The 17957-nt window shown below is 71.0% G+C and carries 18 protein-coding genes and 1 tRNA gene; 14 read left to right on the top strand and 5 right to left on the bottom strand.

Translation table 11 applies throughout. The annotated features are described in order from the left end of the window. Positions 1–54 precede the first annotated feature (54 nt). The 8 genes from hutH to BMZ92_RS17660 all read left to right on the top strand — a co-directional run bounded on the left by hutH (position 55) and on the right by BMZ92_RS17660 (position 9278). Positions 55–1581 (top strand): histidine ammonia-lyase, encoded by a 1527-nt coding sequence (hutH, locus tag BMZ92_RS17695; protein ID WP_091508812.1) that lies wholly within the window; start codon positions 55–57, stop codon positions 1579–1581. Then, positions 1578–3224 (top strand): urocanate hydratase, encoded by a 1647-nt coding sequence (hutU, locus tag BMZ92_RS17690; RefSeq protein ID WP_091508810.1) that lies wholly within the window; start codon positions 1578–1580, stop codon positions 3222–3224. The genes hutH and hutU overlap by 4 nt, the downstream gene beginning before the upstream one ends. Continuing rightward, a complete protein-coding gene (locus BMZ92_RS17685) occupies positions 3221–4408 on the top strand; it encodes an allantoate amidohydrolase (protein WP_091508807.1) in 1188 nt (395 codons plus the stop codon). The genes hutU and BMZ92_RS17685 overlap by 4 nt, the downstream gene beginning before the upstream one ends. Next, positions 4405–5697 carry a formimidoylglutamate deiminase gene (locus BMZ92_RS17680; RefSeq protein WP_091508805.1) on the top strand — a complete coding sequence of 431 codons (1293 nt, stop codon included), beginning with the start codon at positions 4405–4407 and terminating at the stop codon, positions 5695–5697. Before BMZ92_RS17685 ends, BMZ92_RS17680 begins: the two co-directional genes overlap by 4 nt. After that, positions 5685–6851 carry an imidazolonepropionase gene (gene hutI / locus BMZ92_RS17675; protein ID WP_091508803.1) on the top strand — a complete coding sequence of 389 codons (1167 nt, stop codon included), beginning with the start codon at positions 5685–5687 and terminating at the stop codon, positions 6849–6851. Before BMZ92_RS17680 ends, hutI begins: the two co-directional genes overlap by 13 nt. 27 nt (positions 6852–6878) lie before the next feature. After that, a complete protein-coding gene (locus BMZ92_RS17670) occupies positions 6879–8003 on the top strand; it encodes an inorganic phosphate transporter (RefSeq protein ID WP_091508801.1) in 1125 nt (374 codons plus the stop codon). Positions 8004–8011: 8 nt separating this feature from the next. Then, on the top strand, positions 8012–8236 hold the full coding sequence (locus BMZ92_RS17665) for a hypothetical protein (RefSeq protein WP_091508799.1): 225 nt from the start codon (positions 8012–8014) through the stop codon (positions 8234–8236). 172 nt (positions 8237–8408) lie between these two features. After that, complete coding sequence (locus tag BMZ92_RS17660) at positions 8409–9278, top strand: alpha/beta fold hydrolase (RefSeq protein ID WP_091508797.1); 870 nt, start codon at positions 8409–8411, stop codon at positions 9276–9278. A 29-nt stretch (positions 9279–9307) separates the two neighbouring features. Here BMZ92_RS17660 and BMZ92_RS17655 read toward each other — a convergent pair whose 3' ends face one another. After that, the gene (locus tag BMZ92_RS17655) at positions 9308–9904 is read right to left on the bottom strand and encodes a hypothetical protein (RefSeq protein WP_091508795.1); all 597 of its coding nucleotides are present in this window, start codon (positions 9902–9904) and stop codon (positions 9308–9310) included. Continuing rightward, the gene (locus BMZ92_RS17650) at positions 9905–10111 is read right to left on the bottom strand and encodes a hypothetical protein (protein WP_091508792.1); all 207 of its coding nucleotides are present in this window, start codon (positions 10109–10111) and stop codon (positions 9905–9907) included. A 34-nt stretch (positions 10112–10145) separates the two neighbouring features. Between BMZ92_RS17650 and BMZ92_RS17645 the strand changes: the two genes are divergently transcribed. Then, positions 10146–10859 (top strand): dienelactone hydrolase family protein, encoded by a 714-nt coding sequence (locus tag BMZ92_RS17645; protein WP_091508790.1) that lies wholly within the window; start codon positions 10146–10148, stop codon positions 10857–10859. Between the two features lie 26 nt (positions 10860–10885). Next, complete coding sequence (locus BMZ92_RS17640; RefSeq protein ID WP_091508788.1) at positions 10886–11689, top strand: hypothetical protein; 804 nt, start codon at positions 10886–10888, stop codon at positions 11687–11689. On the opposite strand, the gene hrpB is transcribed toward BMZ92_RS17640, so the two are convergent. Further along, the gene (gene hrpB / locus BMZ92_RS17635; protein ID WP_091508786.1) at positions 11664–14024 is read right to left on the bottom strand and encodes an ATP-dependent helicase HrpB; all 2361 of its coding nucleotides are present in this window, start codon (positions 14022–14024) and stop codon (positions 11664–11666) included. The two genes, BMZ92_RS17640 and hrpB, sit on opposite strands and share 26 nt — an antisense overlap. After that, on the bottom strand, positions 14021–14839 hold the full coding sequence (locus BMZ92_RS17630; protein WP_091508783.1) for a glutamate ABC transporter substrate-binding protein: 819 nt from the start codon (positions 14837–14839) through the stop codon (positions 14021–14023). The genes hrpB and BMZ92_RS17630 overlap by 4 nt, the downstream gene beginning before the upstream one ends. Before the next feature lie 69 nt (positions 14840–14908). Here BMZ92_RS17630 and BMZ92_RS17625 point away from each other — a divergent pair, with 69 nt between their 5' ends. From BMZ92_RS17625 to BMZ92_RS17615, 3 genes are all read left to right on the top strand, one after another. Then, a complete protein-coding gene (locus BMZ92_RS17625; RefSeq protein WP_091508782.1) occupies positions 14909–15421 on the top strand; it encodes a MauE/DoxX family redox-associated membrane protein in 513 nt (170 codons plus the stop codon). A 5-nt stretch (positions 15422–15426) separates the two neighbouring features. Next, on the top strand, positions 15427–16203 hold the full coding sequence (locus BMZ92_RS17620; protein ID WP_091508779.1) for a DsbA family protein: 777 nt from the start codon (positions 15427–15429) through the stop codon (positions 16201–16203). A 100-nt stretch (positions 16204–16303) separates the two neighbouring features. Beyond that, positions 16304–16376, top strand: a tRNA-Ala gene (locus BMZ92_RS17615). Positions 16377–16501: 125 nt separating this feature from the next. Here the strand turns inward: BMZ92_RS17615 and BMZ92_RS17610 are convergent. Beyond that, a complete protein-coding gene (locus BMZ92_RS17610; protein WP_091508778.1) occupies positions 16502–17047 on the bottom strand; it encodes a hypothetical protein in 546 nt (181 codons plus the stop codon). Here BMZ92_RS17610 and BMZ92_RS36870 point away from each other — a divergent pair. Continuing rightward, on the top strand, positions 17025–17864 hold the full coding sequence (locus BMZ92_RS36870; protein ID WP_143249876.1) for a hypothetical protein: 840 nt from the start codon (positions 17025–17027) through the stop codon (positions 17862–17864). The two genes, BMZ92_RS17610 and BMZ92_RS36870, sit on opposite strands and share 23 nt — an antisense overlap. Positions 17865–17957 lie beyond the last annotated feature (93 nt).

The following is a 17957-nucleotide window of genomic DNA, read 5'->3' as shown; positions in this document are numbered from 1 at the left end:
CAACCGGGTGATCGCCTCCTGTCCCGGTGGTCCCTCGCGCTGTGCAATGGGCTGATGGAACGCACAGTGCGGTTGGATGCGGGCCCGGTGAGCCGGGAGCAGGTGGTGGCGGTCGCGCGCGGGGGCGCGCGCGTCGAGCTGGGCGAGACCGTGCTGAAGAACCTCGCGGAGACCCGTCGTCACATCGATGCGCTGGCGGAGGCGGAGCAGCCCACGTACGGCGTTTCGACGGGGTTCGGGGCGCTCGCCATCCGGCACATCCCACCGGACCGGCGGACCGCACTGCAGCGCTCGCTGATCCGCTCGCACGCCGCCGGTGCCGGCCCCGCCGTGGAGCCCGAGGTCGTGCGGGCGCTCATGTTGTTGCGGCTGAGCACGCTGGCCACCGGCTACACCGGCATACGTCCGGAGACCGCGGCCGCGCTGGCCGGGCTGCTCAACGCGGGGCTCGTGCCGGTGGTGCACGAGTACGGTTCGCTCGGCTGTTCCGGGGATCTCGCACCGCTCGCGGCCGTCGCGCTCGCGCTCATGGGCGAGGGTGAGGTGTTCGACCGCGACGGCAACCGCAGGCCCGCCGCCGACGCGTTGCGCGACGCGGGGCTCACGCCGGTGACCTTGGCGGAGAAGGAAGGGCTCGCGCTCACCAACGGCACCGACGGCATGCTCGGCATGCTGGTGCTCGCGCTCGCCGACCTGAACCGGCTGCTTGACACCGCCGACCTCACCGGCGCGATGAGCGTGGAAGCCTTGCTGGGCACCGATCGCGCGTTCGCCGCCGACCTGCAGGCGTTGCGGCCGCACCCGGGACAGGCCCGGTCGGCACGCCGGATGTCCGCCGCACTGCGGGGTTCCGAGATCGTCGCGAGCCACCGCGGGCCGGACTGCACCCGCGTGCAGGACGCGTACTCGCTGCGTTGCGCCCCGCAGGTGCACGGCGCCGCGCGCGACACCGTCAGCCACGGGGAACTGGTCGCCGACCGGGAACTCGCGGCGGCGATCGACAACCCCGTCGTGCTCGCCGACGGCCGCGTGGAGTCCAACGGCAACTTCCACGGCGCACCCATCGCCTACGTGCTGGACTTCCTGGCGATCCCGGCCGCTGACGTCGCGAGCATCGCCGAGCGCCGCACCGACCGGATGCTCGACATCACGCGTTCCCAGGGGCTGCCCGCGTTCCTCGCGCACGATCCCGGCGTCGACTCCGGCTACATGATCGCCCAGTACACGCAGGCGGCCGTGGTGAGCGAGCTGAAACGCCTCGCCGTACCCGCGTCCGTGGATTCGATCCCCAACAGCGCGATGCAGGAGGACCACGTCTCGATGGGCTGGTCGGCCGCGCGCAAACTCCGCCGCGCCGTGGACGGGCTGACCACGGTGCTCGCCGTCGAGCTGCTGACCGCCGCGCGGGCGCTGGACCTGCGGGCGCCCCTGCGCCCCGCGCCCGTGACCGCGGCGGTGCGGGACCTCGTGCGGGAGCGGGCCGGCGGGCCGGGGCCGGACCGGCACCTGGCCCCGGAAATCGCCGCGGTGGAGGAACTCGTCAGGTCGGGAGCCGTTCTCGAGGCACTGGAGGAAGCATGACCGTCCGAGCCGCACGCGGGCCGAAGCTGACCGCGAAGAGCTGGCAGACCGAGGCAGCGCTGCGGATGCTGCACAACAACCTCGACCCCGAGGTCGCCGAACGGCCGCGGGACCTGGTCGTCTACGGCGGCACCGGCAAGGCGGCCCGCGACTGGCCGAGCTTCGAGGCCATCACCCGGTGTCTGACCACTTTGGACGATGATGAGACCCTGCTGGTGCAGTCCGGCAAGCCCGTCGGGGTGCTGCGGACGCACGAGTGGGCGCCGAGAGTGCTGCTCGCGAACTCGAACCTGGTGGGGGACTGGGCGAACTGGCCGGAGTTCCGGCGGCTGGAGCAGCTCGGCCTGACGATGTACGGGCAGATGACCGCCGGTTCGTGGATCTACATCGGCACGCAGGGCATCCTGCAGGGCACGTACGAGACCTTCGCGGCCGTGGCGGAAAAGCGGTTCGGCGGCTCGCTGAAGGGGACGCTGACGGTGACCGCCGGGCTCGGCGGGATGGGCGGGGCGCAGCCGCTCGCGGTGACGATGAACGGCGGCGCGGTGCTGGTCGTCGAATGCGATCCCGAGCGTGCGCGCCGGAGGCTGGAAACGCGGTACCTCGACGAGCTGGCGTCCGATGTGGATGATGCGGTGCGTCGGGTGACGCAGGCGAAGCAGGAGGGGAAAGCGCTTTCGGTCGCGGTCATCGGCAACGCGGCCGAGGTGCTGCCGGAGTTGCTGCGGCGGGGTGTCGAGGTGGACGTCGTCACCGACCAGACGTCCGCGCACGATCCGCTGGCGTACCTGCCGGTCGGTGTCAGCGTCGAGGACTGGCACGACTACGCGGCGAGCAAGCCGGAGGAGTTCACCGAACGGGCAAGGGCGTCGATGGCGCAGCACGTGTCCGCGATGCTGGGCTTCCTCGACGCGGGCGCGGAGGTGTTCGACTACGGCAACTCCCTGCGCGGCGAGGCGAAACTGGGCGGTTGCGAGCGGGCCTTCGACTTCCCCGGCTTCGTGCCCGCCTACATCCGCCCGTTGTTCTGCGAGGGCAAGGGCCCGTTCCGGTGGGCGGCGCTGTCAGGCGATCCCGCCGACATCGCCGCGACCGACCGCGCGATCCTCGACCTGTTCCCCGAGAACGAGTCGCTGGCCCGCTGGATCCGGCTCGCCGGGGAGCGCGTCGCGTTCCAGGGACTGCCGGCGCGGATCTGCTGGCTGGGCTACGGCGAACGGCACCTGGCGGGCCTGCGGTTCAACGAGATGGTGGCGAGCGGTGAGCTGTCCGCACCGGTCGTGATCGGCCGCGACCACCTCGACTCCGGCAGCGTCGCCTCGCCGTACCGCGAGACCGAGGGCATGGCGGACGGTTCGGACGCCATCGCCGACTGGCCGCTGCTCAACGCGCTGGTGAACACCGCGTCGGGGGCGAGCTGGGTGTCGATCCACCACGGCGGCGGCGTCGGCATGGGCCGGTCGATCCACGCGGGGCAGGTGTGCGTGGCCGACGGGAGCGAGCTAGCCGGGCAGAAGATCGAGCGCGTGCTGACCAACGACCCGGGGATGGGCGTGCTGCGGCACGTGGACGCCGGGTACGACCGGGCGGCGGAAGTGGCCAGGGAACGCGGATTGCGGGTGCCGATGCTGGAGCGTCCGTGAGCGCCGTCGGGCTGCTCGGCGAGATCGCGGACGTCGGGCGGGACCGGTCGCGTGGCGGCTACTCGCGGCACGTCTTCGACTCGGCCGAAGGGGAACTGCGGACGTGGTTCACCGAGCAGGCGGGGCGCCGCGGGCTCGACGTGGAGACCGACCGCAACGGCAACCTCTGGGCGTGGTGGGGAACTCCGGGGCCCGGCGCGGTCGTGACCGGCAGCCACCTCGATTCCGTGCCGGGCGGCGGTGCCTTCGACGGCCCGCTCGGTGTGGTGAGCGCGCTCGACGCCGTGGCGCGGTTGAAGGAATCCGGTGTGCGGCCACGTCGGCCGCTCGCGGTGCTCGTGTTCGCGGAGGAGGAGGGCGGCCGGTTCGGCGTGCCCTGCCTGGGATCGCGGCTGCTCACCGGCGCGATCGACGCGGACAGGGCGCGGGCGTTGCGGGATCCGGATGGCGTGACGCTCGCGGAGGCGGCGCGGCGGATGGGGTTCGCGCCGGAGCGGTTCGGCCGGGACGAGGAAGCGCTTTCCCGGATCGGCACCTTTCTGGAGCTGCACGTCGAGCAGGGGCGGGGGCTGGTCGACCTCGGTTCGCCGGTCGCCGTCGGCAGCACGGTGCTCGCCCACGGCCGGTGGCGGTTCACGTTCACCGGCGAGGGGAACCACGCCGGTGCCACGCTGATGACCGACCGGCACGACCCGATGCTGCCCGCCGCGGCGGTCGTGTCGGCGGCCCGCCGGATCGCGTCGAAGGTGGCGGGCGCGAGGGCGACCGTGGGCAGGATCCTGCCGAAACCGGGTGGTACTAACGTGATCGCGTCCACTGTGGACCTGTGGCTGGACGCGCGGGGGCCGGCACGTCCGGTGGTGGACGAGATCGCCGAGGTCGCGCGCCAGGCCGCCGCGGACGAAGGGTGCGAGGTGCGCCTCACCGAGGAGTCCTTCAGCGACACCGTCACCTTCGACTCCGGGCTGAGAAAGCGCTTGCGCGACCGGCTGGGCGGGGTGCCGGAACTGCCGACCGGCGCAGGGCACGACGCCGCCGTGCTCGCCGCTCACGTCCCGGCGGGGATGCTCTACGTGCGCAATCCCACCGGGATCAGCCACGCGCCGGAGGAGTTCGCGGAGGACGACGACGTGGAGCACGGCGTGCGGGCCCTCACCGAGACACTCGGGGACTTGTCGACATGACGACCTACTGGGCGGAGCTGGCCTGGCTGCCGGACGGACCCGCCACCGGGGTCCGGCTGGAGGTCGAGGACGGCGTCTACACCGAGGTCACGCCAGGGGCACCGCGCGCGGGAACCGTGCTCACCGGGCTCGTCCTGCCCGGCTTCGCCAACGGGCATTCGCACGCCTTCCACCGGGCCTTGCGAGGACGGACGCACGGGGAGCGCGGCACGTTCTGGACGTGGCGCGAACGGATGTACGAGCTGGCCGCGCGGCTCGATCCCGATTCGTACTACCGGCTGGCCCGCGGTGTGTACGCCGAGATGGCGCTTTCCGGCTACACCAGCGTCGGCGAGTTCCACTACCTCCACCACGCCCCGGGCGGTCGTCCCTACGACGATCCCAACGCGATGGGGCACGCGCTGGCGCGGGCCGCGGCCGACGCGGGAATCCGGCTGACGCTGCTCGACACCTGTTACCTCGCCGGAGGATTCGGCCGCGAGCTCGACGAGCGGCAGCGGCGGTTCGGCGACGGGGACGGCGAGTCGTGGGCGGCCCGCGTCGCGGACTTGCGGCCGGAGGGCCTGACCCGCGTGGGTGCCGCCGTGCACTCGGTGCGTGCGGTGCCGGTGGAGCAGCTGCCCGTGCTGGCGAGCTGGTCCGGACCACTGCACGTCCACCTGTCCGAGCAGCGCGCGGAGAACACCGAGTGCCTCGCCTACCACGGCCGGACACCCACGCAACTGCTCGCCGAAGCGGAGTTGCTCGGGCCGCGCACGGTCGCGGTGCACGGCACGCACCTGACGCGCCACGACATCCGTGCGCTGGCCGGGACCGGCACTCGCGTGTGCTTCTGCCCGACCACGGAACGGGACCTCGGCGACGGCATCGGGCCGGCGCGGGCGCTCGCCGACGCCGGGGTGGGGCTGTGCCTCGGCAGCGACAGCCAGGCCGTCGTCGACCCGTTCGAGGAGGCGCGGGCACTGGAGATGGACGAGCGGTTGGCGTCGGAGCGGCGCGGCCGCTTCAGCGTGGCCGAGTTGCTGGCGGCGTCGACCGATCACGAGGCTCTCGGGTGGGATCGTGCGGGTTTGTTCCCCGGTGCTCCGGCGGATCTCGTTGCGGTGGACCTGAAATCCCGGAGGACGGCCGGTACGGATCCGGAGGCCGTGTTGCTGACGGCGAGTGCGGCGGACGTGACGGACGTGCTCGTCGCGGGCCGTGAGGTCGTCCGGGACGGCGTGCACCAGTTGGTCGAACGACCGGAAGTGGTGCTGGCGGAGGAAATCGAGGCGCTGTGGCGATCCTGATCGACAACATCGGCGAGCTGACGACCAACGACCCCGAGCTGGGCACACGGCACGACGCGGCTGTCGTGCTCGACGGTGAGCGCATCGCTTGGGCCGGGGCGTCCGGCGCGGCACCGGACGCCGACGAGCGGCTCGACGTGGGCGGCAGGGCGGTGCTGCCCGGCTGGGTGGACAGCCACACGCACCTGGTGTTCGCGGGGGACCGGACCGTCGAGTTCGCCGCGCGCATGGCCGGAAAGCCCTACACGGCAGGCGGGATCGCGACGACCGTCGAGGCGACGAGGGCGGCATCCGACGAGGCGCTGGCGGCGAACCTGCGCAGGCACGTCGCGGAGGCGGAGCGGCAGGGCACGACGTTCCTGGAGACCAAGACCGGGTACGGATTGTCCGTTGTGGACGAACTGCGGTCGGCGAGGATCGCCGCGGAGGTCGTCGACGAGGTCACGTTCCTCGGTGCGCACCTCGTCCCGCCAGGTGTTGATGCTGAGTCCTATGTGGACCTCGTGTGCGGTGAAATGCTCGACGCCGTCGCGGAACACGTGCGGTGGGTCGACGTCTTCTGCGAGGAGGGCGCGTTCGACGAAGCGCAGTCGGAGCGGGTGCTGCGGGCGGCGGTGAAGCGCGGGCTCGGTGTGCGGGTGCACGGCAACCAGCTCGGCCCCGGTCCCGGTGTGCGGCTCGCGGTCCGCGCGGGCGCGGCGAGCGTCGACCACTGCACGTACCTCACCGACGACGACGTGGCGGCGCTCGCCGGTTCCGGCACGGTCGCGACGCTGCTGCCCGCGTGCGACCTGTCCACCCGCCAGCCGCTCGCCCCCGCGCGGCGGCTGCTCGACGCGGGAGCGGTCGTCGCGCTCGCCACGAACGCCAACCCGGGCAGCTCGTACACGACGTCGATGGCGTTCTGCGTCGCGACGGCCGTGCTGCAGATGCGGATGACCGTCGAGGAAGCCGTGTGGGCGGCCACCGCGGGAGGTGCGGCGGCGTTGCGCCGGGACGACGTGGGGTTCATCCGCCCAGGTGGCCGCGCTGATCTCCAGGTCCTCGACGCACCGTCGGTGACGCACCTCGCCTACCGGCCGGGGGTCCCCTTGACCTGGGCGGTTTTCCGGCGGGGAGTTCACCGGATGTTCAATCCGAGCCCGCTCGGCTGATTCACTCGCTCGGTATCGTCCGAGTACGTGGACCCCTCACTCATCGTCATCGTGGTGGTGGTCGCGGCACTCGCCTTCGACTTCACCAACGGCTTCCACGACACCGCGAACGCCATGGCGACGTCCATCGCCACGGGCGCGCTCAAGCCCAAGGTCGCGGTCTCGATCTCCGCGGTCCTCAACCTCGTCGGCGCGTTCCTGTCCATCGAGGTCGCCAAGACGATCTCCGGCGGCATCGTCGACGACACGAAGGTCACCCCGACGGTCGTGTTCGCCGGGCTCGTCGGCGCGATCATCTGGAACCTGCTGACCTGGCTGTTCGGCCTGCCGTCCAGCTCCTCGCACGCGTTGTTCGGCGGCCTGATCGGCGCGACGTGGATCGCGTCGGGCGCGGACGCCGTGCACTTCGCCGCGGTCGTCGAGAAGATCCTGATCCCCGCCGTGGCCTCGCCGCTCGTCGCGGGTCTGGTCGCGGTGGTCGGCACGTTCCTCGTGTACCGCATCACCGCGTCCGCGCGGCAGGACGTCGTGTCGAAGACGTTCAAGACCGCGCAGGCGCTGTCCGCCTCGCTCGTCTCGCTCGCGCACGGCACCAACGACGCGCAGAAGACGATGGGTGTGATCACGCTGACGCTGATCGCGTCCGGTTCGCTCGCCGCCGGGTCCGGGCCGCCGCTGTGGGTCGTGCTCAGCGCGGGTACCGCGATCGCGCTCGGCACCTACCTCGGCGGCTGGCGCATCATCCAGACGATGGGCAAGAAGATCACCGAAATCCAGACCCCGCAGGGGTTCGCGGCCGAGACCAGTGCCGCGGTGACGATCCTCGCGTCGTCGCACCTCGGTTTCGCGCTGTCCACGACGCACGTCTGCTCGGGCGGGATCATCGGTTCCGGTGTCGGGCGCAGGCTCGCCGAGGTGCGCTGGGGCGTGGCCGGCCGGATGGCGCTGGCGTGGCTGTTCACCCTGCCCGCGGCGGCGGTCGTCGGTGCCATCGCGGCGGAGGTCGCGGGCAGCGGCAGCGTCGGCACGGTGCTGGTGGGCGTGGCCGGGGTCGCCATCGCCGTGGTCATCTACCTGTGGTCGCGCCGCAACCCGGTGACCGCGCAGAACGTCAACGAGTCGTCGGCCGAGCCGGTCGCCGCGGCCGCCTGAGGAGCGCCATGAAGATCGACTGGGCTGCCCTCGGCAGCGTGTTCCTGATCGCGCTGGTCGCCGTGAGCGTGCTCACGAGCCTGTTCGCGGTGGGGGTGCGTGGCCTCGCGGCGCGCACCACGGCGCGGGAGACCGGCGCCAGCGGCGGGAGCGGGCTCACGACGGCGGTGGTGTGCTTCGCCGTGTGTGTGGCCGTTGTGGGGTACGGGATCTACCTCATCGTCGCGGCTTAGGTAGGCGGTGTTCCGCCTTCGCGAACACCGGAGCGAACCCAGCTCGGTGTCACGGGGCGCGTCTCGGTAGTAGGTAGAACGTTCTTTCTTGACGTTGGCGCGGTCCGCTGTCATCCTCGGTGAGGAGGCTCGTCCACACAGCGGCGACACATCAGGTCAAGAGGGGACCAACGTGCCTTTCGTCCAGTCGAACGGTATCGAAATCCATTACGAGAGGTTCGGAGATCCCGGTGCTCCGCCGATGTTGCTGATCATGGGAGTTGGCGAGCAGCTTCTCGCGTGGCCGGACGGATTTTGTGAGCTTCTCGCCGGCCACGGCTTCTCCGTGATCCGCTTCGACAACCGCGACGTCGGTCTGTCCACCTGGCTCGATGAGCTCGGCGACGTCGACCTCACCGGACTGCTCCACGGCGATTTCTCAACCGTGCGCTATCACCTGTCCGACATGGTCGCCGATGCCGCCGGCCTGCTCGCCGCGCTGGGCATCTCCCATGCCCACCTGGTCGGGGCCTCCATGGGCGGCGGCATCGCTCAACAGCTCGCCATCGACAGCCCCGAGCTCGTTGACAGCCTCGCCTCGATCATGTCGAGCACGAGCGACCGCTCTGTCGGAAAGTCCACCCTGGACGACCCCACTGCCCTGGTGCCTTCGTCCGGTGACGACCGCGAGACGGCGATCGCCGCGGATGTCAGACTCCACCGCCTCATCGGGGGGCCGGGTATCGAGGCCGATGACGAGGAGCTGGTCCGCCGGGCCACCGCCGCATACGACCGCGCCTACCACCCGGCCGGCACGCTTCGTCACATCGCCGCCAACGCGACGGCTGCCGATCGTACCGATGCCCTGCGCGGCCTGAAGCTCCCGACGGTGGTCATCCACGGCGATAGCGATCCTCTGGTCGACGTGAGCGGCGGACGCGCCACAGCGGCCGCGGTGCCCGGTGCCGAGTTGCTGGTGATCCCGGGCATGGGGCACTCCTTGCCCGGAAGCGCGTGGAACCGGATTGCCGACGCCATCGCGGCGAACGCCGCCAAGGCATGACCCACGCGGTGCCGCGCGAACATCACGGATCAGGAGCTGTTGCGGCCTCTGCTGTCGTGGGTGGCTTTCAGGTCGGTGAGGTAGTGCACCCGCGCCGGGTCGTCGAGTAGCTCGGCGACCCGGGGCAGTGCGTGCTCCGGGATCGCGCCCAGGCTGGCCACGATCGCCGTCTCCGGGAGGGTGTCCACGAAGCGCGCGATGGTGATCCAGTCCTCCCGCCGCGCCAGTTCCCGTGCGACCGCCACCACCAGCGGCGGCGGGAAACCCGCGATGATCCCCGCCGCGCGGCGCGGGTCCAGCTCGGCCGCCACGTCCGCGAGGAAGCCGGGCGACAGCCGCTTCGCGATGTCCACCCCGCGGCTGACCTCGACGAGACCGGCGATGCGCGCCGACAGCACCGGCCCGAAAACGCTTTCCGCCATGCGCGCCAGCAGGGGGGTGGGCAGCAGCCTGCTCGCCCCCGCCATCCGCTCCAGCGCCCCGCGGTGCGCGTCGAACAACACGCTCGTCACCTGGTCCCGCAGCAGCCGCAGGTCGGCGGCGGGCACGTCCCGCAGGTAGGAAAACCGCTCCGGCGCCACGCCGAGCACGCGCGCCAGCTTCCGGATCTCCGCGTCGGAGCTCATCTACAGCCCCATGGCCTTGCGCACCGCGGGCCGCAGCAGCGCCGGGACGAACCGCAGCGCCTCGTCCCCGGCCTTCGCCAGTGCTCTCGCCTGCCGCCGCCGCGCCGCCCGCAACGCCTCCGCGAGGTCCTCCTGCTGCGCCTCCGGCAGCGCCGCGACGCCCTCCGGCAGGCTGCCGAGCTGCGCGGCGAGAGTGCGGTCGTCCATCTCCCGATCATCTCATCTCGCTACGGTTTCCCGCATGACAGTGCACATCGAGACCGAGTACGTCACCGTCGGCGGCCTGCGCGCCTACCTCGCCCGGCCCGCGGGCGGCTCCCCGCACGGCATGCTCCTGCTGCCCATGATCACCGGCATCGGGCAGCAGATCCGGGACTGGGCCGACGAGTTCGCGCGCCGCGGTCTCACCGCGCTGACCTGGGACCCGTGGCACGGCGTGAGCAGCGACGACACCCCCGCCGAGGAACTGCACGAGCGCATGACGCGGCTCGATGACGAGACCTGCCTCGACGAGCAGCGCCGCCTGCTCGACCACCTGCTCGGCGAACTCGGCTGCACCAGGGCCGGGGTGATCGGCTGGTGCCTCGGCGGCCGGTTCGCCCTGATCCTCGGTGGCCGCGACGACCGGCTCGCCAACGTCGTCGCCTACCACCCCACCGTCCCCGGCACCCCCGCCCCGAACCACACCGTCGACGCCGTCGAGCACACCGCGCGCATCAAGGCACCCGTGATGATGCTGTACCCCGGCCAGGACGAACTGGTCCCCCACGAGAGCTTCCAGCGCCTGCAGACCGCGCTGCAGTCCCGCGAAACCGGGCCGAGCATCGTGCACGTCTACCCGCAGGCCGGGCACGGGTTCAGCAACCGGCAGTGGCACGGCGACCCGGCGAACGCCGAGGCCTTCGCGCTGTCCTGGCCGCAGGTGCTGGAACTGATCACGGTCACGACGCGCTGAAGTGGGCCTTCGGCCAGAATGCGGACATGACTTCTCGGAGGGTGAGCCCGCTCGACCTGGCCATGCTCGCGCTGGCGATCGTTTCCGTCGGGCTGCTCGCCTACGTCACGTTCTTCCCCCACCCGGCCGAGGTCGCGCACTGGATCTTCGTCGCCGACACGGCGATCTGCGGGATCTTCCTCGTCGAGTTCCTCCTGCGCTGGCGCCGCGCCCGCTGGGACCGCCGGTTCCCGCTGCGCAACTGGTACGAGGTGCTCGGCATGATCCCGATCGCCCACCCGGCGCTGCGCGGGTTCCGGCTGCTGCGGGTGGTCGTGGTGCTGGTGCGGCTCGCGCGCACGGCGGACAGGGCGTTCGGCGAGCTGTTCACCCAGCGGCTCGTGGAACGGCTGTCGCGGCCGATCGTGCTGGCGATCAAGAAGCCGATCACCGTCGCGGTCATGGACGAGGTGGTCAAGGTGGTCGAGACCGGCAACTACCCGGAGAACCTCGCGCGGTCGCTGGGGGAGCACCAGGAGATGCTGCGCGCGATCATCACCGAGAAGCTCAAGGCCGACCGGCAGGCCGGGCGCCTGTCGCGGCTGCCGTTCCACGACGAGATCGTCGGCACCGTGCTCGACACGACGATGCGCGTGATCCTGGAGGTGCTGGTGGACCCGCGCATCGACGTCTTCTTCGCCGAGGTGGTGCGGGAGAACCGCGAGCAGATCCGCCAGGCCGTGTTGCTGGGCCTGCACGAACGCGAGGACGACGAGCTGGAGCAGCGGCTGCCCACCGTGCCGCAGCGCACGCTGCTGGGGGACGTCAGCGGCGGGTCGGTGCCGCGCTGAGCGGGTCCTGCGGCCAGGAGTGCTTGGGGTAGCGGCCGCGCAGCTCCGCCCGCACCGACGGATAACCGTTGCGCCAGAAGGATTCCAGGTCGCCGGTGACCGCGGCGGGACGGCCGGCGGGGGAGAGCAGGTGCAGCACCACCGGCACCCCGGAGACGCGTGGCGTGGCGAGCCAGCCGAAGGTCTCCTGCAGTTTCACCGCGAGTACCGGCTCTCCGGTCGAGTAGTCGACCCGGATCCGGGAGCCGGTAGGCACTTCGAGCCGGTCGGGGGCGAGTTCGTCGAGTCGTCCGGCCTCCGGCCACGGCAGCAGGTTCCGCAGCGCCTGCACGGTGTCGATCCGCGCGAGGTCGGCGCGGCGGCGGGCCGTGCCGAGCCAGTTCTCCGCTGCGGCGAGCAGGTCTTCGTCGGACATGCCCGGCCACGGTTCCCCGTGCACGCGGTGCAGGAACGCGAGCCTTTCCCTCAGCCGCACGGCTTCCGGCGTCCACCGCAGGAGCCCGAGCCCTTCCTTGCGCAGCCCCTCGGCGAGCGCCTGCCGGACCAGCTCGGGGTCCGGGTCGCGCAACGGCTTCTCGCTCAGCACGATCGCGCCGAGTCGGCGCACCCGGCGGGCGACGACATCGCCGTCCCAGCGCACTTCGTCCACTTCGGACACCAGGTTCGGTGCGGCCCTGACCGCCAGCTCGGCGTCCGCGTGCGCCGCGAGCCGGATGACGCCCTGCGCGCGGCCCGGATCCCGCGTCGCTTCGGCGACGGCGAGCCATTCCCCGTCGCCCAGGCCGCTGCCGCGCGGCAGTTCGGCCGCCGTGCCGCCGGCCATCAGGTACACGGGAGAACCCGGTTCGCGGCGGCGCGCCAGCCGCTCGGGGTGGGCGAGGGCGACGACCAGCGCGGGGTCGGGTGCTTCCGGCGCCGCGGGCACGAGCCGCGACAGGCGGCGGACCTCGGCGCGCCACCGCTCGTCACGCGTGTCCCGCAGCCTCCGCAACTCGGCCTCGACGTCGGTGAGCGTGCCCCCGGCGTCCAGCAGCGCGACGACCTCCGCGGCCGAGCGCGGTCCGACCTGCTCCGCGCCGTCGAGCAGCGCCCGCGCGAGGCGGGGGTGCAGGCCCAGCGCGGCCATCCGCCTGCCGCGCTCGGTGACCTTGCCGTGCGCCAGCGCACCCAGCGTGCGCAGGAGCTCCTGGCCGGCGTCGAGTGGTCCTTCCGGCGGCGGGTCCCACCACGCCAGGCCCGCGCCGTCCGGGGTGGACCAGCAGGCGAGTTCGAGCGCGAGCCGGCTGAGGTCGGCCGTGCGGATCTCGGGCTCGGGGTACGCGGGGAGGCTCGCCTGCTCGTACTGCGCCCAGCACCGGTACGCCCGCCCCGGTGCTTCGCGGCCCGCGCGTCCGGCGCGCTGCTCGGCGACGGCCGCCGAAACGCGCACTGTGGCCAGTCCCGGCAGGCCGCGGCGGTGGTCCACGCGCGGTACGCGGGCGAGCCCCGAGTCCACGACCGCGCGCACGCCGGGCACGGTCAGGCTCGACTCCGCGAGGGCCGTCGCGAGCACGACACGCCGTTCCGGACCGGGGCGCAGGGCCGCGTCCTGACGGGCGGGGGAGAGCCTGCCGTGCAGCGGCAGGACGTTGAGGTCGTTCAGCAGTGCCGTGGTTCTCGCGATTTCCCCCGCACCGGGCAGGAACGCGAGCACGTCACCGTCCCCTTCGGACAGTGCGGTGCGAACGGCCCTGGCGACGGTGGCTTCGACGCGCTCGTTGCGCGCGGGCGGGACGTAGCGGACTTCGACGGGGAACGTCCGCGCGTGCGCGGTGATCACGGGCGCGTCTCCGAGCAGCTCCGCGAGGCGGCCGGACGCGACGGTCGCGGAGGTCGCGAGCAGGCGCAGGTCCTCCCGCAGCCCGCCGCGGACGTCGAGCAGCAGCGCCAGCAGGAGGTCGGCGTCGAGGTGGCGTTCGTGGCATTCGTCCAGCAGCACCGTGTCGACGCCGGGGAGTTCGGGATCGCCCTGCAGCCGCCGCACGAGCAGCCCGGACGTGACGACCTCGATCCGCGTGCGGGCCGAGACCTTGCGGTCGCCGCGCACGGAGTAGCCGACGGTCTCGCCCACCTCCTCGCCGAGCAGGGACGCCATGCGGCTCGCAGCCGCCCGCGCGGCGAGACGGCGCGGCTCGGCGACCACGATGCGGCCCGTCGCGCGTTCGGCGAGCGCGAGCGGGACCACGGTCGTCTTGCCGGTGCCGGGCGGGGCGACGAGCACGGCCGTGCCGTGCGCGGACAGTGCGTCGTGCAGCTCGCCCAGCACCTCGCGGACGGGCAGGTCGGGCAGCTTCATCGTTCGGTCACCGCGGGCGGGGCGGGCAGCGGGTAGCCGGAGGGGCCGATGTTGGCGCGCAGCGAGTCCGCCCAGCGGCCGGTGTCGATCATCTTCTTGATCGCGTCGTCGAGGGCGGCCTGGCCCTGCGGGTCGCCCTTGCGCAGGCCGATGCCGTAGCGCTCGGTCGAGAACGGTTTGCCGACGACCTTGAGCAGCTCGGGGTTCTGCGTCACGTACCCGGCGAGGATCACGCCGTCCGTGGTCACGGCGTCGACCTGCCCGGCGAGCAGCGCCGTCACGCAGTCGGGGTAGCGCGGGTACTCGACCAGCTGCACGGCCTGCGCGAAGCGGGCCTTCACCTCCTGCGCGGGGGTGGAGCCGGTGACGGAGCACAGGCGGCGGCCGTTGAGCGCCTCCGGGCCGGTGATCGCGGTGTCGGAGCGGCGCACCAGCAGGTCCTGGCCGGTCTCGAAGTAGGGGCCGGCGAACGCGATGAGCTGCTTGCGCTTGTCGGTGATGGAGTACGTGGCGACGACGAGGTCCACCGTGCCGGACGTGAGGTCGGTCTCCCTGGTCGCGGACGTCGTCTCCCGCCAGGTGATGCCGGAGGGCTTGACCCCGAGCTGCCCGGCGACGAACTCGGCGACGTCCACGTCGAAGCCCACGAACCGGCCGTCGAGGGTGTGCTCGGCGAGTCCTGGCTGGTCGAAGCGGATGCCGATGGTCAGGTGCCCGCTGTCGGCCTTGCCGAGCAGCGTGTTCGGATCCGGCGACGAGCACGACGCCAGTCCGGTCAGGAGCAGGAGGACCGCGATCACCCGAACGAGCGGCACCGGCTGCTCCTTCCCGCCCGCGCGGCGTGACCTCACAAATTTCTCAGGACGTGTCGATAGCCTAAGCGCGTGTTCCGGCCTTCCCAACCCGTACTCGACACCGTCGGGACCGTGGTGCGGCTCGGCCTGGCCGCGGTGTGGCTCGTGTCGGGGACCATCAAGTTCGCCGACCCCGGGCAGACGTACCTCGCGGTGAAGGCCTACGAGCTGCTGCCCGACGGGCTGCTGCACCCGGTGGCGACCGGGTTGCCGCTGCTCGAGCTGGCGCTGGGCGTGCTGCTGCTCGCCGGGCTGCTGACCAGGGCCGCCGCGGTCGGCTCGGCCGTGCTGCTGGTGCTGTTCATCGGCGGGGTGGCGCAGTCGTGGGCCCGCGGGCTGACGATCGACTGCGGCTGCTTCGGCGGCGGTGGCCAGGTGGCGCAGGGGCAGACCCAGTACCCCCAGGAAATCGCGCGTGACGTGGGCTTCCTCGTGCTCGCGGGGTGGTTGATCGTGCGGTCGCGGACGAGGCTCGCGGTCGACGGCTGGCTGCGTTCCGGTCGTGAGCGGCCGGTGGCCGTGCAAGAAGCAGAAAGGATCTGAAACAAGTGGGTGGAGCGGAGCGGTCCGCACGCAAACGCCGCCAGGCGCAGTCGGCCGGCGCGCGGGCGGTGGCGCAGGCGCGCGGATCGTCGGGCGGCAACCGGAAGACGATCGTCGCGGTCGTCGCCGTGGTGGTGCTCGCGGCGCTGGTCGTCGGTGGCGTGATCTGGACGAACTCGTCGAAGAACCAGACCGAGGGCCAGTCGATCGCGCCGGTGACGGCGAACGCGGCGCTGGACACGGCGAACGAGCGCCACGACGCCACGGTCGTCTCGGGCCTCGGCAACGCCCCCGCGAAGATCGACATCTACGCCGACTTCCTGTGCCCGTACTGCGGGCAGCTGCAGAAGGCCTACGGGCAGCAGATCGAGCAGCAGATCGAGGCCGGGAAACTGCAGGTCACCTACCACATGATCCCGCTGCTCAACAACCGCTCCGACCCGCCGGGCTACTCGCTGGCGTCCGCGAACGCCGCCCTGTGCGCCGCGGACCAGGGCAAGTTCACCGCCTACCACGACAGCCTGTTCGCCAGCCAGCCCGAGGAGGGGCAGCGCGGGTACGACAACGCGCAGCTGGTCAAACTGGGGCAGGACCTGGGCATCACCGCGCCGGAGTTCGCCACGTGCGTCGACAACGGCACGTACAACCAGCCCCTGAACGCCGCGCTGACGAAGATCTCGGCCGACCCGACGTTCCAGGGCACCCCGACGATCCTGCACAACGGCACGCAGATCGACTGGTCCAAGCCCAGCTGGGTCACCGACCTCGTGTCCCAGTCCTGACGCTTCCCGCGCCGGGGGGTCTGTAACGGGACCCCCCGTGCGGGGCGCCGGCGGCGGTCGGGTACTGTAGGCACACACCACGCGGGGTTCACCTCCGCACGGGGCTATGGCGCAGCTGGTAGCGCACCTCACTGGCAGTGAGGGGGTCAGGGGTTCGAGTCCCCTTAGCTCCACAGGTTTCAAGGCCCTCCGGATGGCGCATTAGCGCTGGTCGGAGGGTTTTTCGTTGCGCTGGGTCGTGGATGGTTCTCCGGGGCTGCTGGGGGCCACATGGCCGGATTGTCGCTTACTGCGTCCGTCAGAATGCGTGTGGTGTCGACGTCGGTGAAACCGGTGCCGCAGCCTCCACGAGTGTTGTGCGGAGTGCTCGGTTCATGCTGGGCTGAGGCTCCTGTCCGATCAGACGCGCCTCTGTCGAGCGCGCCAGGGAATCCTCATTCTCCACAGTCTCCGCGACGTCGGCGGCGGTGGTGCCGGAGCCGTCGGCCAGGGGCCTGTCGTCCTGGGCGGGAAGACCTGAGCGGCTGATGTTGACGACGCTGCCGGGCGGGTTGCTGCCCTGGGTGCCGGGGAGCCGGTCGACCCGGGTGCGCTGGTCGTCGCATCCCGGGTCGGGGGCGCCGGCGGCGTCCGTGGTGGAGTTCCCGTTCGCCGGGTAGACCGTGTCGGCCTTGGCGTGGACGGGTGTGAGGGTGACCGCGGTGGGCAGGTGCAGGCTGACGACCAGGTTTCCGCTGCCGCCGCCGGTGGTGGGGAAGGGGATCGGCTCGTTGACTGCTTCGCCGCCGGCGGGGAGGGTGAGGCTGGCGGAAAGGGGAACGGTGAAAGACGCTCGCAAATCCACGGTACTGCGTAATCGTGCGCAATTCAGCCTTGCTTGGATTGTATTCACCGGTACACTTGCTACTGCGCTCGCGCTGATTATCCTTGTCCCTGCCGCGAATTCCCTCAGTGATAGCATCGGTCCGAGTGTCTTCATGGGCTTCGCCGCCTGGTTCGCTTGGGTTGTAGGAGTGAATTCGAAAGTGGTGGTCGATTCCGATGAAATCACGGTCTACAACTGGTTCACTCGTTACAACATACCCCGTTCGCCTGGAACCCGAAGCGCGGTGGCGGTTACGACTACTGGTTCTATCGTAAAGATGAGGATGTGGCCCTTACCGAGGCTGTCGGTTCCTTTGTTACAATCATGCGAGGCGGAATGTGCAACGGATGGATCAAGGATGCGACACCTCAGTGGCGAAGTGGTCAATCTGCGTGGCAAAAATGTCACACTTCTGCGTCGTATCCTATACGTCTTTCAGGGCGAAATTACGGATCAAAACGGCCCGCTAGAACTGACGTGTGATGATGACACGGTTCTATGGTTCGATGCTGCCGCGAACGGTGAAGATTTGAAAGTGGAAACGGGACGGTGGCGCGATCCATTCACTGGCGAGCAGACGGTAGAGAACCGAGAATTTATCGAGGCGTCGGGTAAATGGACGGCATTCGATGTTTCGGCTGCTCCTCCCTTCTCTGGTTTGATAGGGCAAAGAATTCATGATACGACGCCGATCAAAAACCCGGAAGAAAGAGTCGTAGGTGTCGTAATACGATTCACTGGCGCTGGTTTGCGCGTCGAAGCGGTGGCCGACGAACTATGGGTTGACGTGTCGTGATTCGGCCGGACCTCGCGCAGGTCCGCAGAGTGTAATTCATGATCGGCGTCAGCGGTTCGGCCAGTGCCGGTCTGTTGATCGAGATCCGCGGGA

Origin of the sequence: Amycolatopsis sacchari, assembly GCF_900114035.1 — a bacterium.
GTDB classification, from domain to species: domain Bacteria; phylum Actinomycetota; class Actinomycetes; order Mycobacteriales; family Pseudonocardiaceae; genus Amycolatopsis_E; species Amycolatopsis_E sacchari.
This window is presented reverse-complemented; position numbering and strand designations above follow the sequence as displayed.

Bases quoted from the DNA above. Each gene is read 5' to 3' on its own strand.
- BMZ92_RS17645 (WP_091508790.1), top strand. From the start codon at position 10,146: ATGACAGTGCACATCGAGACCGAGTACGTCACCGTCGGCGGCCTGCGC.
- hrpB (WP_091508786.1), bottom strand. From the start codon at position 14,024: ATGAAGCTGCCCGACCTGCCCGTCCGCGAGGTGCTGGGCGAGCTGCAC.
- BMZ92_RS17665 (WP_091508799.1), top strand. From the start codon at position 8,012: ATGAAGATCGACTGGGCTGCCCTCGGCAGCGTGTTCCTGATCGCGCTG.
- hutH (WP_091508812.1), top strand. From the start codon at position 55: ATGGAACGCACAGTGCGGTTGGATGCGGGCCCGGTGAGCCGGGAGCAG.
- BMZ92_RS17680 (WP_091508805.1), top strand. From the start codon at position 4,405: ATGACGACCTACTGGGCGGAGCTGGCCTGGCTGCCGGACGGACCCGCC.
- hutU (WP_091508810.1), top strand. From the start codon at position 1,578: ATGACCGTCCGAGCCGCACGCGGGCCGAAGCTGACCGCGAAGAGCTGG.
- BMZ92_RS17655 (WP_091508795.1), bottom strand. From the start codon at position 9,904: ATGAGCTCCGACGCGGAGATCCGGAAGCTGGCGCGCGTGCTCGGCGTG.
- BMZ92_RS17640 (WP_091508788.1), top strand. From the start codon at position 10,886: ATGACTTCTCGGAGGGTGAGCCCGCTCGACCTGGCCATGCTCGCGCTG.
- BMZ92_RS17650 (WP_091508792.1), bottom strand. From the start codon at position 10,111: ATGGACGACCGCACTCTCGCCGCGCAGCTCGGCAGCCTGCCGGAGGGC.